This is a genomic window from Pseudomonas sp. SJZ078 (assembly GCF_007828255.1).
Taxonomy (GTDB): Bacteria; Pseudomonadota; Gammaproteobacteria; order Pseudomonadales; family Pseudomonadaceae; genus Aquipseudomonas.
Window position 1 is genome coordinate 20,189 of record NZ_VIUG01000012.1, and the last position, 17,255, is coordinate 37,443.

A 17,255-nucleotide genomic window follows, 5' to 3' on the forward strand; every position below is an offset into this window, starting at 1 on the left:
TGGCTAGCGACGCGACCGATTTTGAAGTCTGTAAATCCTGTGGGAAATAACTGTCTAAGTTGAAGGAGTCAGCACTCGCTGGGCCGAGAAACAACCCAAACCCTGCTAACCCGTACCCCCAGACATAGCGCAACAGCCGGTTTTTAATGGGCTTGCATCACGAAGCGCGGGGGAACCACTCGCCAGGATATCCACCTGAGCTTCCTACAGCCTGGTTGCGGCTACCAAAATCACTGCCTAAAGTTGGCCTGTCGCCGACATCAGTTGGCGAAGGGTTTCGCAGCCCTTAAGATTGATACCTTGTTCGCCATGTACGGCCGGCTTTCGGTTGCGCATCGTTTCATGGCGGTTGTGCGTGGGAGACCTTCGGGTCTGCCGGGTCTTGGTGTTAATCCTCCGGTCTGCGAACCCGCGCATAACTGCCACCCATCCTGTTTCGCAGCAGAACGGTGGCAATCCAATTTTTATCAGGATTAACACCATGACAACTCAACACACGCTCAACCACTTCACCCCCATGTCTCACTTCGCCACCGAACATCCCATCCTTCTCATTGATGCCAATGCCCCACTGACTGAACTCCACAGCTGCCTGAACGAACGTCTCGAAGCCGTCCTCAAGTATCTCAGTCTCATGGCCTGCACCACCCTGCCCGACTATGCCGAAAACGACGTAAATACAGTCACCAACATTGCTCGGATTCTGGTTCAGGATGTGAGCGATGTGTTTCGGGTAATTGAGGTACGGGGGATGGAGGCATCTGAGGGATAGTTGCGGTTCTAGACATACAACCCGTCTCGGCGGGTTGTTGCTTTTCTGGTTCGTATTTAGAAGCGATAGAAAGCCTTCTGAAAGACGCTCAGTAAGATTTAGGCCTCCACGTTCTTGGTCTTTGTCTTGAATGCAAAATAGCCAATAGCTCTACCGAATTTCACTCAGGAGCAGGCTTTCCAATTTGTCTATAGAATCAGCGCCCATTGAGTAGAATACGTTACGAAAAATGACTCCAAGCGCCTGATCTCAAGGATTTCTGTGCTGGTGACCGAGGAGAGCTGAGGATTTGCGATGAAAATTGAATACCTCGAGATCGAAGGCTTCAAGAGCGCGGTAAACATAGTCCTGCGGGATGTGCCGCCCTTTACAGCTCTAGCCGGCTCGAACGGTGCGGGTAAGAGCAACATTACTGACGCGCTGGCCTTTCTGGGTGCGGTAGTGAAGCGAGGAGCTGCCCAGGCAATACGTGACTTTGGGGGATTCCAGCAGATTCACTGCTTCAAGCATAGGAAGGAAAAACGAACGACGATCTCCTTTGCACTCAGGATAAAGCTCAAAGAAGAGTTGTTCGACTACAGCTTGAAAATATCCGGGATAGATCGGGTACCTCAAGTACTTGAAAGCTTGAAGGTCAACGGCAAACAGGTCATTGACCGCAAGACTAGCAACGAAACGCAGATTGCTTTAAGTGACGCCCAGGGTCTGCAGCTCTTGCCTGAATATGCACAGGACATGACTGCGCTCATGCTGCTCAGCCATTCGCCACTTTATCGCATGCTCACCAATATCCAAGTATTCCGGATCGATCCGCTAGAAGCCAAGGAACCTGACAACTCAACAGCAGACGCTACGACACTCGATAGCCACGGTCGAAACGTGGCAACCATGTTGTCAGTTCTGGAGAAAAACGAACGCTTTCGTGACCAGGTACTGGAATGGATCGAGTTGATAGTTCCGGGAATGGAGAATGTCTCTACCGAGAAGCAAAGGTTGGATGGCTCAACGGTGATCACCTTCAAGGAAGAAGGAACAAAAGCTCGGTTCCCGGCACGGCTGATTTCTGACGGTACGATTTATGCCCTGTGCATCATGACCGCTGTATTAAGCCGTGCAGACAAATCAGGCATCACAATCATAGAGGAGCCGGAACGAGGCATTCATCCGAAAGCTATCGGTGAGCTGGTCCAGTTGATGCGTGAAAATGCGTCCGTGGAGCACCCAGTTCTCATCACCACCCATAGCGAATCCGTTGTCCGGAATCTTGACCTTGTAGAACTGTGGCTCGTGAATAAAGAGGATGGCAAGACCAAGGTCAAATGCGCTTCGGACTCAAGGGTCGATAAAAAAGATATCCCGCTGGACACCGCCTGGCTGGCCAATCTTTTTGATGGAGGCCTGCCATGGTAAAAGTTGGATTCATCGTTGAAGGCGACAGCGAAAAAATCGTTATCGAATCCGCTGACTTCAGAGCGCTTCTGCTGGAAAACGACTTTGAACTGGTCAATCCCGTGGTCAATGCCAAGGGAGGCGGTAATCTTTTACCGCAAAACATCGACGCCTATCTGACGCGCCTGGATCAGCAAGCAGTGGACAGAATCGTTGTGCTTACTGATCTCGAAGATGAAGAATCGGTTGATGTAGTCAGAGCGCGCGTCTCAAACGATCGAATAGATATCACATTTGTCGCTGTAAAAGCATTGGAAGGATGGTTCCTGGCTGACTCAAGTGCAATACGCAAATGGCTTGACGTCCATCACTTCGATGAGCCTCAACCCGAGCAGACACTGAACAAGCCCTGGGACCGCCTCAAAGAAATATCAAATGAGCTTGGCAAACGCGGTCCGGGCAACAAGACCGCGTTTGCAAAGAAGATGGTCAAGCACTATGGCTTCAGCATTCGTCAAGCAGCCTCGCACCCAGAGTGCCCAAGTGCGAAGGAACTTGTCAGCTATTTCACGAGGCAGGGACAAGCCTAAGCACAGGACAACCTGCAAGGCTGAAATCTCTTGCAGCTTGCAGCTTGCCGCTCAAGGCTCTTAGCCACCTCTATGCAACTTGCTCATCAACTCCGCCTCGGCCTGGGTCAAGCCACAGGCCTGGGTCAGTTCGTCGATACTGGCGCCCATGCCCACCAGCCGCGCAGCCTGGGCAAAGGACAAGCTCGAGGGGTCGCGCTGTTCCAGTTGAGCCAGTTTGTCCGGTAACGGGCCGACCACGGCGCGCAGCTCATGGATGGCTTCCCCCATGCGCACGGTACCGTTCTGGTAATCGTCGACACGCTTGGCCAGGTCCCTGATGCGCTGATCGCGCAGCGCATCGCCCTGGGCCTGTTGAGCGGCGACCTGCCGCTGCTCGCGTATGTACGCCAGGAACATCGCCAGCGTGCCTGCCCAGAAAAGAAACAGGACAATGACTGCTACCTCAAGAATCAATCAGATACTCTCCAGTTCCGACCACTCTTCTTCACTCATCATTTTTTCCAGCTCGACCAGGATCAGCAACTCGTTGTTCTTGTTGCAGACGCCCTGGATGAACTTGGCCGATTCTTCGTTACCGACGTTAGGCGCGGTTTCGATTTCCGACTGACGCAAGTAAACCACTTCGGCAACGCTGTCGACCAGGATACCGACCACTTGCTTGTCGGCTTCGATGATCACGATACGGGTGTTGTCATTGACCTCGGTGGAGTTCAGGCCAAAACGCTGGCGGGTGTCGATCACCGTAACCACGTTGCCACGCAGGTTGATGATCCCCAGCACGTAGCTTGGCGCACCCGGTACCGGGGCAATCTCGGTATAGCGCAGCACTTCCTGCACGCGCATCACGTTGATGCCGTAGGTTTCGTTATCGAGTTTGAAGGTGACCCATTGCAGGATCGGATCTTCGGAACCCTTGAGAGACGACGCCTTATCATTCATACCCTGACCCCTCGAAAAACCGCCTGTGGCGGTGTGTTCTGCGCCGTGACGCTGTGCGCCACCGACTGTGTTATTTCGGTTTCTGGACCGGCTTGGTGCCGCCCAGGTGTTTTGCCCCGCCACTGGCGATCAGCTCCGCCAGCTCGGAAACGTCCAGCAAGGCGCACATATGCTCGATCACCGTACCTGCCAGCCATGGCCGTTGCCCTCGATGGCTGCGCCATTTGATCTCGCTCGGGTCCAGGCGCAGGGAACGGCTGACCTGGTGCACCGCCAATCCCCACTCGTAACCTTGTACCGAAATCACGTACTGCAGGCCCTGGCGAAAATCATCGCGATAACGGTCCGGCATCACCCAGCGCGCCGTATCCAATACCTTCAGGTTGCCGGCCTGGCTCGGCAGGATCCCAAGAAACCAATCCGGCTGGCCAAACAACGGTGTCAATTCGTGCCCGGCCAGGGAGTAAATCGACCCCAGGCATACCAGCGGCACCGCCAGGGTCAACCCGGCCACATCGAACAACAGACACTCGAACGGCTCCGCAGCCCAGGCCGGGCGGTCGTCGGTTTCTACCGGCGGCGGTGTGTTGCTCGGTGGCAGATGGACTTCCACCACCGGCGTCACCAGGCCCTGCAACAACGGTGCAACGGTGGAAACCGCAGCCAGCACCGGCGCAGGCGCCTCCATGATTTTCACCGGTGGCCTGGCGGCCGGTGTTTCCACCGCTGCGGCAACCACTGACTTGCGAGCATCACGGGCCTGCTCTTCGAGCACGGCCGCCTGAAACTCATCCAGCACACCTTCGGCTTCGACGGACGCGGGCAGCGCCTCGGGCACGCTCGGCTCCGGTGGCAATTCTTCGGTCGCTTCCTGCAACAGCCCATCCAGGTAGGACTGCAAGGCCATTTGCGGACGCGAGGTTGTCTTGATCGGGCGGTTCATGAAAACAGTGCACCGCATATAAACGTTATCGGCATGAGTGCCATCAGACTTGAGCCTGCAGAGCGTTTGGAAGCGTTCAATCAGGCCACCTGCTGGGGAACAAGTTGCTGGGCCAGCAGGTGCTTGAGCAAGGCCCGGTAGGCCAGAACGCCACGGCTCTTGCCATCGAACTGGGAGGGGGTCACACCGGCGCGGCTGGCATCGCGCAAACGCGTGTCGACCGGGATGTAGCCCTGCCAGATTTCATCCGGGTACATGTCCCGCAATACGCGCAAGGTTCCCATGGACGCCTGGGTACGGCGGTCGAACAAGGTCGGCACGATGTTGAACGGCAGCGACTGTTTGCGTGAGCGGTTGACCATCGCCAGGGTGTTGACCATCCGCTCCAACCCCTTGACCGCCAGGTGCTCGGTCTGCACCGGGATCACCAGTTGCTGACTGGCCGCCAAGGCATTGACCATCAACAGGCCCAGCAGCGGCGGACTGTCGATGATTGCGTAATCGAAATCCTGCCACAGCTGCGCCAGACTCTTGGCGATCACCAGGCCCAAGCCGCCCTGCCCCGGCGACTGCCGCTCCAGGGTGGCCAGGGCGGTGCTCGACGGCAACAGCGAAATCCGCTCGTCGCTGGTGGACAGCAGCAATTGCCCCGGCAAACCCTCAGGCACATGGCCCCGATGCAGGAACAAGTCGTAGTTGCTGTGCTCCAGGCTATCGGGATCGTAGCCGAAATAGCTGGTCATCGAGCCATGGGGGTCCAGGTCGACGAGGACCACACGCTTGCCCGCCTCGGCCAGTAATCCGGCTAAAGCGATGGAAGAAGTGGTTTTACCCACCCCACCTTTTTGATTGGCAACTGCCCAGACTCTCATTCGGATCGTTCCTCCCGGCCGAAACAGGCTCGACCGAGAAATAGCTCGGTTATAAAGCGGGTGACGGAGAATTGACGGCGCTCTGTCTTCCCGGTGTCTTGACCGGGGTCGGTGCAGTTTGTGTGCCAGCCCGCTTCAATGCCGCATCCGGCTTTGCGTTGGCCGTACCGGTACCGGTCAGGCTGCGGCGTACATCGAGGTTGCGCGACACCACCAGTACGACGCGCCGATTTTTCGCCCGCCCTTCGACGGTGGCGTTGTTGGCCACCGGTTGGAACTCGCCATACCCCACCGACGCCAGGCGTCCGGGGTTCACACCCTGCATCGCAAGCATGCGGACAATGCTCGCCGAGCGGGCCGAAGACAGCTCCCAGTTGGTCGGGTACTGCGCGGTGCGAATCGGCTGGTCGTCCGTAAACCCCTCCACATGGATCGGGTTGTCGAACGGTTTCAGGATCGCTGCCACCTTGTCGATGATGTTGAACGCCATGTCGCTGGGCATGGCGTCGCCGCTGCCGAACAACAGGCTGGAGTTGAGTTCGATCTCTACCCACAGCTCGTTGCCGCGCACGGTCATCTGGTTGGAACTGATCAGGTCACCGAATGCCGCGCTGATGTCATCGGCGATGCTTTTCAACGGATCGCTGCCACCGGCAATGCCGGCATCGACCTGTTCGGCGTCGCGGACCAACGGCTTGGCCGGTGTGGTCGTCTTGGGCCGCTCGTCGCCAATGGGAATCGGCTTGAGGGCGCGGTCCGAGTCGGTAAATACACCAATCAACGCTTCGGAGATGACCTTGTATTTACCCTCGTTGACCGAGGAGATCGAATACATGACCACGAAAAAGGCGAACAGCAATGTGATGAAGTCGGCGTAGGACACCAGCCAACGTTCATGATTGACGTGCTCTTCATGATGCCTGCGACGCGCCATGGTCCATTACTCCCATTAGTCCATGAAGCCCTGGAGCTTCAGTTCAATGGAGCGCGGGTTTTCACCTTCGGCGATCGACAGGATTCCTTCCAGCAACATTTCGCGATAACGCGACTGGCGCAAGGCAATGGACTTGAGTTTGGCGGCAATCGGCAACAACACCAGGTTGGCACTGGCCACGCCATAGATAGTGGCGACAAACGCCACGGCGATGCCGCTACCCAGCTGCGAGGGGTCGGCCAGGTTGCCCATCACATGGATCAGGCCCATCACCGCACCGATGATGCCGATGGTAGGTGCGTAACCACCCATGCTTTCGAAAACCTTGGCTGCTTCGATGTCGCGGCTTTCCTGGGTGTAGAAATCCACTTCCAGGATGCTGCGGATGGCTTCGGGTTCGGCGCCGTCCACCAGCAATTGCAGACCTTTTCGCGCGTAGTTGTCCGGCTCGGCATCCGCCACGCCTTCCAGGCCAAGCAGGCCTTCCTTGCGAGCGGTCAGGCTCCAGTTCACGACGCGATCGATACCGCCGGCCAGGTCGACCCGTGGCGGAAACAGAATCCAGACCAATACCTGTATGGCACGCTTGAACGCACTCATGGGCGACTGCAACAGCGCGGCGCCGATGGTGCCACCGAGCACGATCAACGCGGCTGGGCCGTTGGCCAGGGCGCCGAGATGACCGCCCTCCAGATAGTTGCCACCAATGATGGCGACGAACGCCATGATGATACCGATCAGACTGAGGACATCCATTACAGGCACGCCTCGACCAGGTTTTTACCGATGTCGTCCAGCCCGTACACCGCGTCGGCCAGGTCCGCTTTGACAATCGCCATCGGCATGCCGTAGATCACGCAACTGGCTTCGTCTTGGGCCCAGATCGCACTACCGCCCTGCTTGAGCAGGCGCGCGCCTTCGCGACCGTCGGCGCCCATGCCGGTCAACACCACCGCCAGAACTTTGTCACCGTAGGATTTGGCTGCGGAACCGAAGGTAATGTCCACACAAGGCTTGTAGTTCAGGCGCTCGTCGCCTGGAAGGATTTTCACCGCGCCGCGACCGTCGACCATCATCTGTTTGCCACCCGGGGCCAGCAACGCCAGGCCCGGCCGCAGGACATCGCCGTCCTCGGCTTCCTTGACGCTGATATTGCACAACTTGTCCAGGCGCTCGGCGAACGCCTTGGTGAAGGCAGCGGGCATATGCTGGATCAACACGATGGGGGCCGGGAAGTTGGCCGGCAACTGGGTCAGGACCCGTTGCAGCGCCACCGGACCACCGGTGGACGTGCCGATGGCAACCAGCTTGTAGGCCTTGCGCTTGGGTGCCGGCGACGCGCTACTCGCCGAGGCCGGGGCCGGGGCCGGGCGTGTAGGCGCAGGGGCCGGGGCACTGCGTACCGGGGGCGGATTGAAGCTGCCCGACGACGGCGCAGGACTCGGTGCAGCCACAGGCGCGGGAGCCGCTGGAGTGTAGGCACTCACGCGGCGGTTGCTGCGGGAAATGCTGTGGACCTTCTCGCACAGCAACTGCCGGACCTTGTCGGGGTTGCGTGAGATGTCCTCGAAGTTCTTCGGCAGGAAATCCACCGCCCCGGCGTCCAGCGCGTCGAGGGTGACACGGGCGCCTTCGTGGGTCAGGGAGGAAAACATCAATACCGGAGTCGGGCAGCGCTGCATGATATGCCGCACGGCCGTGATGCCGTCCATCATTGGCATCTCGTAGTCCATGGTAATCACGTCCGGCTTGAGTGCCAGGGCCTGATCGATTGCCTCTTTGCCATTGGTCGCGGTACCGACGACTTGAATCGTCGTGTCCGCCGAGAGAATTTCCGAGACGCGGCGGCGGAAGAACCCCGAATCGTCCACCACCAGGACTTTAACTACCATAAACACTCCGTTAGACGAGGCGCGGCACTGGGCCGCGCCCCTCCAGAATCAAATACGCCGCGCGGCGTAACGCTTGAGCATGCTCGGTACATCGAGGATCAGCGCGATGCGGCCGTCGCCGGTGATGGTGGCGCCGGACATGCCCGGGGTGCCTTGGAGCATTTTGCCCAGCGGCTTGATGACCACTTCTTCCTGGCCCACGAGCTGGTCGACGACGAAGCCGATCCGCTGGGTGCCCACCGAAAGGATCACCACGTGGCCCTCGCCCTGCTCCACATGCGCTGCGGAGCTGACCAACCAGCGCTTGAGGTAGAACAACGGCAGCGCCTTGTCCCGCACGATCACCACTTCCTGGCCGTCCACCACGTTGGTACGCGACAGGTCGAGGTGGAAGATCTCATTGACGTTGACCAGCGGGAACGCGAACGCCTGGTTGCCGAGCATCACCATCAGCGTTGGCATGATCGCCAGGGTCAGCGGAACCTTGATGAGGATCTTCGAGCCCGAGCCCTTGACCGAGTGGATGTTGATCGAACCATTGAGCTGGGAAATCTTGGTTTTCACCACATCCATGCCCACACCACGACCCGACACGTCGGAAATCTCGGTCTTGGTCGAGAAGCCGGGAGCGAAGATCAGGTTGTAGCACTCGGTATCGCTCAAGCGGTCGGCAGCGTCTTTGTCCATCACGCCGCGCTTGACGGCGATGGCACGCAACACTTCCGGGTCCATGCCTTTGCCGTCGTCGGAGATCGACAGCAGGATATGATCGCCCTCTTGCTCGGCGGCCAGGATCACCTTGCCGCTGCGGACCTTACCCGCGGCTTCGCGCTCTTCCGGCGATTCAATGCCATGGTCGACCGCGTTGCGCACCAAGTGGACCAGCGGGTCGGCCAGGGCCTCGACGAGGTTCTTGTCGAGGTCGGTATCCTCACCCACCAGTTCCAGATTGATTTCTTTCTTGAGCTGGCGAGCCAGGTCACGTACCAGGCGCGGGAAGCGCCCGAAAACTTTCTTGATCGGCTGCATCCGGGTCTTCATGACCGCGGTCTGCAGATCGGCCGTGACCACGTCGAGGTTCGACACGGCCTTGGACATGGCTTCGTCCTGGCTGTTGAGGCCCAGGCGCACCAGGCGGTTACGCACTAGCACCAGCTCGCCAACCATGTTCATGATCTCATCCAGGCGCGCGGTGTCAACCCGAACGGTGGTTTCGGCTTCACTGGTCGGTTTTTCCGCCGGTGCAGACGTCGCGGCCGGAGCACGGACAGGCGCAGCGGCCGCCGCTGCAGGCTTGGGTGCGGGGGCCGGTGTTTCGGCCTTGGGTTCCGGTGCCTTGGCGGCGGCTTTCGGCGCGGCCTTGGCGGCCGATGCGGCAGTTGGCGCAGCAGAGGCCGTGCCGACTTCGCTGAACTTGCCTTTGCCGTGCAGATCGTCGAGCAGCGATTCGAATTCCTGATCGGTGATCAGGTCGCTGCCGGCCGCTGCGGCGGCAGGCTTGTTCGGAGCCGGCGTAGAGGCAATGGCCGACTCCAGGGCGTCAACGGCGAAAGTCCCCTTGCCATGCAGCTGATCGAGCAAGGCTTCGAATTCATCGTCGGTGATGTCGGAACTGTCGCCCGCGGCTTTCGGCGCGGCTGGGGCTGCCGGCGGGACAACCGCATCGACAGCGAACTGGCCTTTGCCGTGCAACTGATCGAGCAGCGACTCGAACTCTGCATCGGTGATCTCATCGCTGGCCGCGCCGGTATCAGCGGGCGCAGCCGCTACCGGAGCCTGGGTCTGAGTCTGGGCTTCGGCCTTGACGGCACTCAGGGAGTCCAGCAGTTGTTCGAATTCGTTATCGGTAATATCGCCCGATTCCTCGGCGGCCGGCTCCTCGACAATGGGTTCTTCAACCGCGGTCTCGACCGGAGCAGCTTCGTCAGCCGATTGCGGCTCGGCCAGGCGCGACAGCGCAGCGAGCAACTCAGGGGTGGCAGCGGTGATCGGCGAACGATCACGCACCTCGCTGAACATGCTGTTGACCGCGTCCAGCGCTTCCAGCACCACGTCCATCAATTCCGAATCCACGCGACGCTCACCCTTGCGCAGGATGTCGAACACGTTCTCGGCAATATGGCAGCACTCCACCAGCTCGTTGAGCTGAAGGAAGCCGGCGCCTCCTTTTACAGTGTGGAAACCGCGAAAGATTGCGTTGAGCAGATCCGCATCATCCGGCCGGCTTTCCAGCTCGACCAATTGCTCGGACAGTTGCTCTAGAATCTCGCCGGCCTCAACCAGGAAATCCTGAAGGATCTCTTCATCGGCGCCGAAGCTCATTAATGGGGTGCTCCTAAAACAGGGCTAAAATCCAAGGCTGGACAGCAAATCGTCCACATCGTCCTGACCGGACATAACGTCTTCTCTTTTATCGGCATGAATTTGCGGACCTTCACCCTGAGAGAGATGTTTTTGTGGATCTTTTTCGGCAAGCATCGCTTCACGGTCGTGTTCAATGCCCGCAAAGCGGTCGACCTGGCTGGCCATCAACACCAGCTTGAGCAGATTGCCTTCGACTTCGGTGACCAATTGGGTGACGCGCTTGATCACCTGACCGGTCAGGTCCTGGTAGTCCTGGGCCAGCAGAATGTCGTTGAGGTTGCTCGCGACCGCGCGGTTATCGGCGCTGCTGCGTGTCAGAAAACCGTCGACCCGACGCGCCAGGTCGCGGAATTCCTCTGCGCCGACTTCACGACGCATGAAACGGGCCCAGTCGGCGCTCAAGGCCTGGGCTTCATCGCCAAGGCCATTGACCAACGGCGTGGCGCTTTCCACCAGGTCCATGGTGCGGTTGGCGGCGGCCTCGGTCAGCTTGACCACGTAGGACAGCCGCTCGGTCGCGTCGGTGATCTGCGAGACCTCCTCGGCCTGGGGGGTGTTCGGATCGATCTGGAAATTGACGATCGCGCTGTGCAATTCACGGGTGAGCTTGCCGACTTCCTGGTACAGACCACGATCCCGGGTCTGATTGAGCTCGTGGATCATCTGGACTGCATCGCCGAAACGACCTTTCTCAAGGCTGTCGACCAGTTCGCGGGCATGTTTTTTCAGGGTCGATTCGAAATCGCCCATTGAAGCTTCATTATTCTCCATAGCTCCCCCGTGGCGCCGTTAACCGATGCGTTCGAAGATCTTTTCGATCTTTTCTTTCAACGCCTGGGCCGTGAAGGGTTTGACCACATAGCCGTTCACACCGGCTTGGGCCGCTTCGATGATCTGCTCGCGCTTGGCTTCGGCGGTGACCATCAACACAGGAAGGTGCTTGAGTTTTTCATCGGCGCGCACATGGCGCAGCAAGTCGATACCGGTCATGCCGGGCATGTTCCAGTCAGTCACCAGAAAGTCGATGCTCCCGCTATTGAGAACCGGGATGGCAGTGGTGCCATCGTCGGCCTCGACCGTGTTGGTGAACCCAAGGTCACGCAACAGGTTTTTTATGATCCGCCGCATCGTTGAAAAGTCATCAACGATGAGGATTTTCATGTTCTTGTCCAATTCGACCTCCAAGCAGACTTAAACGCGTACAGCACCTGAACGCGCCATTTCAATCAATCCGGTACAGCATCCGACGACGGTCCGGGGCACCCGAACCGACTGTCAGCGCGCTCGCCACTCCCCCAAACGCCCCCGCAAACGGGCGGCGCACTGGCTGTGTAACTGACTGACCCGCGATTCGCTGACCCCCAGGACCTCACCGATTTCCTTGAGATTCAGCTCTTCGTCGTAGTACAGCGCCAAGACCAGTCGCTCACGCTCCGGCAAATTGGCAATCGCATCGGCCAACGCGCTCTGGAAACGTTCGTCTTCCAGGTCACGCGCAGGCTCCATGTGAGTACTCGCGCCGTCCTCGTGCAGCCCATCATGATCGCCGTCCTGCAACAGGTCGTCGAAACTGAACAGGCGGCTGCCCAAGGTATCGTTCAAAATCCCGTAATAATCATCGAGACTCAACTGGAGTTCGGCCGCAACCTCGTGATCTTTAGCGTCTCGTCCGGTTTTCGCTTCAATAGCGCGAATGGCGTCACTGACCATGCGGGTATTGCGATGCACCGAACGGGGTGCCCAGTCGCCCTTGCGGACTTCGTCGAGCATCGCGCCGCGAATGCGGATGCCGGCGTAGGTCTCGAAACTGGCGCCCTTGCTGGCGTCGTATTTGTTCGCCACTTCGAGCAGGCCGATCATGCCCGCCTGGATCAGGTCCTCGACCTGCACACTGGCCGGCAACCGCGCCAACAAGTGATAGGCGATGCGCTTGACCAAGGGCGCATAACGCTCGATCAACTCGTATTGGGCGTCCCGTGCCGATTTCTTGTAGAGGTGGTTGTAACCGCTGGCTGTCATAACACGGGCCCTGCTGTTTGTTGCACGAGACGCTCGACGAAAAATTCCAGATGCCCGCGCGGATTGGCCGGCAGCGGCCAGGTATCGACCTTCTGGGCGATTGCCTTGAATGCCAGCGCGCATTTGGAACGGGGAAAGGCTTCATAGACGGCACGTTGCTTCTGGACCGCCTTGCGTACGCTCTCGTCGTACGGCACGGCACCGACGTATTGCAGGGCAACGTCCAGGAAACGATCGGTGACCTTGGTCAACTTGGCGAACAGGTTGCGCCCCTCCTGCGGGCTCTGGGCCATGTTGGCCAGGACGCGGAAGCGGTTCATGCCGTAGTCGCGGTTCAAGAGCTTGATCAGGGCGTAGGCATCGGTGATGGAGGTAGGCTCGTCACAGACCACCAGCAGCACTTCCTGGGCGGCGCGCACGAAGCTGACGACCGAATCACCGATGCCCGCCGCCGTGTCGATTACCAGCACGTCGAGGTTGTCACCGATGTCGCTGAATGCCTGGATCAGGCCGGCGTGCTGGGCCGGCGTCAGATGAACCATGCTCTGGGTGCCGGAGGCGGCCGGCACGATGCGAATCCCGCCCGGCCCCTGCAGCAGCACGTCACGCAGCTCGCAGCGGCCCTCGATCACGTCCGCCAGCGTGCGCTTGGGTGTGAGTCCCAACAGCACATCGACGTTCGCCAGGCCCAGGTCGGCGTCCAGCAGCATGACCCGTCGGCCAAGCTCTGCCAGAGCCAGGGACAAGTTCACTGACACGTTAGTCTTGCCGACGCCACCTTTGCCGCCGGTCACCGCGATCACCTGTACGGGATGCATGCTGCCCATGTTCGTTCTTTACCTGTCTTACTTAGACGGAGGCCACATTACTGGCTGCGCGTTCACATACGGAACATTGCCTGGCAGACCATCGATGTAGGTACAAAAAGTATTCATGATTACCTCAGCCAACCTGCTTGGTCGGGCTGTGGTAGATATCAGCGAACATATCAGCCATGGCTTCTTCGCTGGGTTCGTCCTGCATTTGCACACTCACGGCACGGCTGACCAGTTGGTGGCGGCGCGGCAGATGCAAATCATCCGGGATCCGCGGCCCGTCGGTCAGGTACGCCACCGGCAGATCGTGACCGATCGCCAGGCTCAAGACCTCGCCCAGGCTTGCCGTTTCGTCCAGCTTGGTCAGGATGCAACCGGCCAGTCCGCAGCGCTTGTAGCTGTGGTAGGCGGCGGTTAGAACCTGTTTCTGGCTGGTGGTTGCCAACACGAGATAATTTTTTGACTTGATGCCGCGTCCGGCCAGGCTTTCGAGCTGCATGCGCAGGGCTGGATCGCTGGCTTGCAGGCCTGCGGTATCGATCAGCACGACGCGCTTGCGCAACAGTGGCTCCAGCGCCTGGGCCAGGGATTGACCCGGATCCACATGGGTCACCGACACGTTGAGAATCCGGCCCAGGGTCTTGAGTTGCTCCTGGGCGCCGATACGGAAGCTGTCCATGCTCACCAGGGCAATGCTCTGGGCACCGTACTTGAGTACATAACGGGCGGCGAGTTTGGCCAGGGTCGTGGTCTTGCCCATGCCGGCCGGGCCGACCATGGCGATCACCCCACCCTCTTCCAGCGGCTCGACTTCCGGCGTGGCAATCATTCGCGCCAGATGCGCCAGCAGCATGCGCCAGGCCTGGCGAGGCTCGTGGATATCGTTGATCAGCGCCAGCAGGTCGCGAGCCAACGGGCCGGACAGGCCAATGCGTTGCAGGCGGCGCCACAGGTTGGCCTGGGCCGGACGGCTGCCTTGCAGTTGGTTCCAGGCCAGGGAGCCGAGCTGGACTTCCATCAGTTCGCGCAGGCTGTTGAGTTCGAAACGCATCGAGTCCAGGGCACGCGGATCGATACCAGGAGCCGGTGCGGCAGGCGCCGGCGCGGGACGGCGCGGCTCGGCCGGGGTCGGCTCGATCAACGGTTCGGCAGCGGTCAGCGGCAGGCCTGCGGTCAACGGCTGACCGGCAAACAATTGACGATTGGTACCCGGGGCCGCCTCGCCTTCGCTGCTGCGCAGACTCAATTCGGCCTGGGCGCTGGCAATGCGCGACTGGGTCTTGCGCAGCTCATCCTCAAGCTCCATGTTCGGAACCCGCGGGGCGAGCGCAGACAGCTTGTAGTCCAGAGCCGCCGTCAGCTCGACACCACCGGCGATCCGGCGGTTGCCGATGATGGCTGCTTCGGCGCCCAGCTCGTCACGGACCAGTTTCATGGCCTGACGCATATCGGCGGCGAAAAAACGCTTCACTTGCATAACCCACTACCTCAGCCGTTGGGCCCTACTGTCGCAACAATGGTCACTTGCTTGTTGTCCGGTATTTCCTGGTACGCCAGCACATGCAGCCCCGGGACCGCGAGGCGACCGAAACGCGAGAGCATCGCACGAATCGGACCCGCCACCAGCAGGATCACCGGTTGGCCTTGCATCTCTTGCCGCTGGGCTGCCTCGATCAACGAACGTTGCAGCTTCTCGGCCATGCTTGGCTCCAGCAGAACGCCCTCTTCCGAGCCTTGCCCTGCCTTCTGAAGACTATTGAGCAATATCTGTTCCAACCTTGGCTCCAGCGTGATCACAGGCAGCTCCGACTCAGTGCCTACAATGCTTTGGACGATTGCACGGGATACGCCGACCCGAACCGCGGCCACCATGGCGGCGGTATCTTGACTCTTGGAAGCGTTGTTGGCGATGGCTTCGGCAATACTGCGGATGTCGCGTACCGGCACCTGTTCGGCCAGCAGCGCCTGCAAAATCTTGAGCAACTGCGACAACGAAACCACACCCGGCACCAGCTCTTCGGCCAGTTTTGGTGAGCCTTTGGCCAACACCTGCAGCAATTGCTGGACTTCTTCGTGGCCGATCAATTCGCTGGAGTGCTTGTACAAAATCTGGTTCAAATGCGTCGCGACTACCGTACTGGCGTCCACCACGGTGTAACCGAGGGACTGGGCCTGGGCCCGCTGACTGATTTCAATCCACACCGCCTCCAGGCCAAAAGCCGGGTCCTTGGCGGTAATGCCGTTGAGCGAACCATAGACCTGACCCGGATTGATCGCCAGTTCGCGGTCCGGATAGATCTCGGCTTCAGCCAGGATCACCCCCATCAACGTCAAGCGATAGGCGCTGGGCGCCAGGTCGAGGTTATCGCGGATGTGCACGGTGGGCATCAGGAAACCCAGGTCCTGGGACAGCTTCTTGCGCACCCCCTTGATCCGCGCCAGCAGTTGTCCGCCCTGGTTGCGATCCACCAGCGGGATCAGGCGATAGCCGACTTCCAGCCCGATCATGTCGATCGGGGTCACGTCGTCCCAGCCCAGCTCCTTGGTCTCCAGGGCGCGGGCCGGCGATGGCAGCAGTTCCTGCTGGCGCTTGACCTCCTGCAATGCCTGGATTTTCTGCACGTTCTGCTTCTTCCAGAACAGGTAGGCGCCGCCTGCCGCCACGGCGGCCATGCTCAGGAAGGAAATGTGTGGCATGCCCGGGACCAGGCCCATCACGGCCATCAGACCGGCGGCCACAGCCAGGGCCTTGGGCGACGCGAACATCTGCCGGCTGATCTGCTTGCCCATGTCTTCGGAGCCCGAAGCACGGGTCACCATGATCGCCGCAGCTGTGGATAACAACAGTGATGGCAATTGCGCCACCAAACCGTCACCGATGGTCAGCAAGGCGTAAACCTTGCCTGCATCACCGAAACTCATCTGATGTTGGAAGATACCGACGGCCATGCCGCCGATCAGGTTGATGAACAGGATCAACAGGCCCGCGATGGCGTCACCGCGCACGAACTTGCTCGCACCGTCCATGGAGCCGTAGAACTCGGCCTCCTGGGCCACTTCGAGACGCCGGAGCTTGGCCTGGCTCTGATCGATCAGGCCGGCGTTGAGATCCGCGTCGATTGCCATTTGCTTGCCAGGCATCGCGTCGAGGGTGAAACGCGCGCTCACCTCGGAAATACGCCCGGCACCCTTGGTGACCACCACGAAGTTGATGATCATCAAGATGGCGAAGACCACGATACCAACCACGTAGTTACCGCCGATCACCACCTCACCGAAGGCCTGGATCACCTTACCGGCGGCGGCATGACCTTCCTGGCCGTGCAGCATGACCACGCGGGTCGACGCCACGTTCAGCGCCAGGCGCAACAGCGTGGCCACCAGCAGGATGGTCGGGAACACGGCGAAATCCAGCGGGCGCAGGGCATACACGCACACCAGCAGCACTACGATCGACAAGGCGATGTTGAACGTGAAGAACACGTCCAGCAGGAACGGCGGTACCGGCAGCATCATCATGGCGAGCATGACCATCAGCAACAGCGGGACGCCCAGATTGCCCCGGCCGAGGTCTACGACGTTGCTGCGCGCAGTGCTGAGTAACTGAGAGCGATCCACCAAAATTCCCCGTTCCTGTGAAGCAAACTTTTGACGCCCGGAACGGGCGCAGACGGGGTATTGCAAGAAGCCTTCCAACTTTTGCCAGACCTTGGAATACAAGCC

At 59.6% G+C, this 17,255-nt stretch carries 17 protein-coding genes; 3 read left to right on the top strand and 14 right to left on the bottom strand.

What is annotated here, in order from left to right; genetic code table 11:
* The first annotated feature begins 481 nt into the window (after positions 1 to 481).
* The 3 genes from FBY02_RS13155 to FBY02_RS13165 all read left to right on the top strand — a co-directional run bounded on the left by FBY02_RS13155 (position 482) and on the right by FBY02_RS13165 (position 2,751).
* Entirely contained in the window at positions 482 to 772 is a 291-nt protein-coding gene (locus tag FBY02_RS13155) for a fructose-bisphosphate aldolase (protein ID WP_144928207.1), read from the top strand.
* A gap of 294 nt (positions 773 to 1,066) precedes the next feature.
* Positions 1,067 to 2,182 carry an AAA family ATPase gene (locus tag FBY02_RS13160; RefSeq protein ID WP_144928209.1) on the top strand — a complete coding sequence of 372 codons (1,116 nt, stop codon included), beginning with the start codon at positions 1,067 to 1,069 and terminating at the stop codon, positions 2,180 to 2,182.
* Entirely contained in the window at positions 2,176 to 2,751 is a 576-nt protein-coding gene (locus FBY02_RS13165) for a DUF4276 family protein (protein WP_144928211.1), read from the top strand. The genes FBY02_RS13160 and FBY02_RS13165 overlap by 7 nt, the downstream gene beginning before the upstream one ends.
* Before the next feature lie 60 nt (positions 2,752 to 2,811).
* On the opposite strand, the gene FBY02_RS13170 is transcribed toward FBY02_RS13165, so the two are convergent.
* From FBY02_RS13170 to flhA, 14 genes are all read right to left on the bottom strand, one after another.
* Positions 2,812 to 3,207 (bottom strand): DUF2802 domain-containing protein, encoded by a 396-nt coding sequence (locus FBY02_RS13170; RefSeq protein ID WP_144928213.1) that lies wholly within the window; start codon positions 3,205 to 3,207, stop codon positions 2,812 to 2,814.
* Positions 3,208 to 3,693, bottom strand: a complete 486-nt coding sequence (locus FBY02_RS13175; protein WP_024778681.1) for a chemotaxis protein CheW — start codon at positions 3,691 to 3,693, stop codon at positions 3,208 to 3,210.
* Positions 3,694 to 3,763: 70 nt separating this feature from the next.
* The gene (locus FBY02_RS13180; RefSeq protein WP_144928215.1) at positions 3,764 to 4,636 is read right to left on the bottom strand and encodes a CheW domain-containing protein; all 873 of its coding nucleotides are present in this window, start codon (positions 4,634 to 4,636) and stop codon (positions 3,764 to 3,766) included.
* Between the two features lie 80 nt (positions 4,637 to 4,716).
* The gene (locus FBY02_RS13185; protein WP_144928217.1) at positions 4,717 to 5,508 is read right to left on the bottom strand and encodes a ParA family protein; all 792 of its coding nucleotides are present in this window, start codon (positions 5,506 to 5,508) and stop codon (positions 4,717 to 4,719) included.
* 49 nt (positions 5,509 to 5,557) lie between these two features.
* A complete protein-coding gene (motD, locus tag FBY02_RS13190; protein WP_047701632.1) occupies positions 5,558 to 6,442 on the bottom strand; it encodes a flagellar motor protein MotD in 885 nt (294 codons plus the stop codon).
* Between the two features lie 15 nt (positions 6,443 to 6,457).
* A complete protein-coding gene (locus tag FBY02_RS13195) occupies positions 6,458 to 7,198 on the bottom strand; it encodes a flagellar motor protein (protein WP_144928219.1) in 741 nt (246 codons plus the stop codon).
* Positions 7,198 to 8,334, bottom strand: coding sequence for a chemotaxis response regulator protein-glutamate methylesterase (locus FBY02_RS13200; RefSeq protein WP_144928221.1), 1,137 nt, complete (start codon positions 8,332 to 8,334; stop codon positions 7,198 to 7,200). Before FBY02_RS13200 ends, FBY02_RS13195 begins: the two co-directional genes overlap by 1 nt.
* 48 nt (positions 8,335 to 8,382) lie before the next feature.
* Positions 8,383 to 10,656 (bottom strand): chemotaxis protein CheA, encoded by a 2,274-nt coding sequence (locus tag FBY02_RS13205; protein ID WP_144928223.1) that lies wholly within the window; start codon positions 10,654 to 10,656, stop codon positions 8,383 to 8,385.
* Positions 10,657 to 10,680: 24 nt separating this feature from the next.
* Positions 10,681 to 11,469: a protein phosphatase CheZ gene (locus FBY02_RS13210; protein ID WP_144928225.1), complete on the bottom strand. Its 789-nt coding sequence runs from the start codon at positions 11,467 to 11,469 to the stop codon at positions 10,681 to 10,683.
* An 18-nt stretch (positions 11,470 to 11,487) separates the two neighbouring features.
* The gene (locus FBY02_RS13215; protein WP_003183998.1) at positions 11,488 to 11,859 is read right to left on the bottom strand and encodes a chemotaxis response regulator CheY; all 372 of its coding nucleotides are present in this window, start codon (positions 11,857 to 11,859) and stop codon (positions 11,488 to 11,490) included.
* 114 nt (positions 11,860 to 11,973) lie between these two features.
* Complete coding sequence (gene fliA / locus FBY02_RS13220; RefSeq protein ID WP_144928227.1) at positions 11,974 to 12,717, bottom strand: RNA polymerase sigma factor FliA; 744 nt, start codon at positions 12,715 to 12,717, stop codon at positions 11,974 to 11,976.
* Positions 12,714 to 13,544, bottom strand: coding sequence for a flagellar synthesis regulator FleN (gene fleN, locus FBY02_RS13225; protein ID WP_003184001.1), 831 nt, complete (start codon positions 13,542 to 13,544; stop codon positions 12,714 to 12,716). Before fleN ends, fliA begins: the two co-directional genes overlap by 4 nt.
* A gap of 115 nt (positions 13,545 to 13,659) precedes the next feature.
* The gene (flhF, locus tag FBY02_RS13230; protein WP_144928229.1) at positions 13,660 to 15,009 is read right to left on the bottom strand and encodes a flagellar biosynthesis protein FlhF; all 1,350 of its coding nucleotides are present in this window, start codon (positions 15,007 to 15,009) and stop codon (positions 13,660 to 13,662) included.
* 11 nt (positions 15,010 to 15,020) lie between these two features.
* Positions 15,021 to 17,150: a flagellar biosynthesis protein FlhA gene (gene flhA, locus FBY02_RS13235; RefSeq protein ID WP_144928231.1), complete on the bottom strand. Its 2,130-nt coding sequence runs from the start codon at positions 17,148 to 17,150 to the stop codon at positions 15,021 to 15,023.
* Positions 17,151 to 17,255 lie beyond the last annotated feature (105 nt).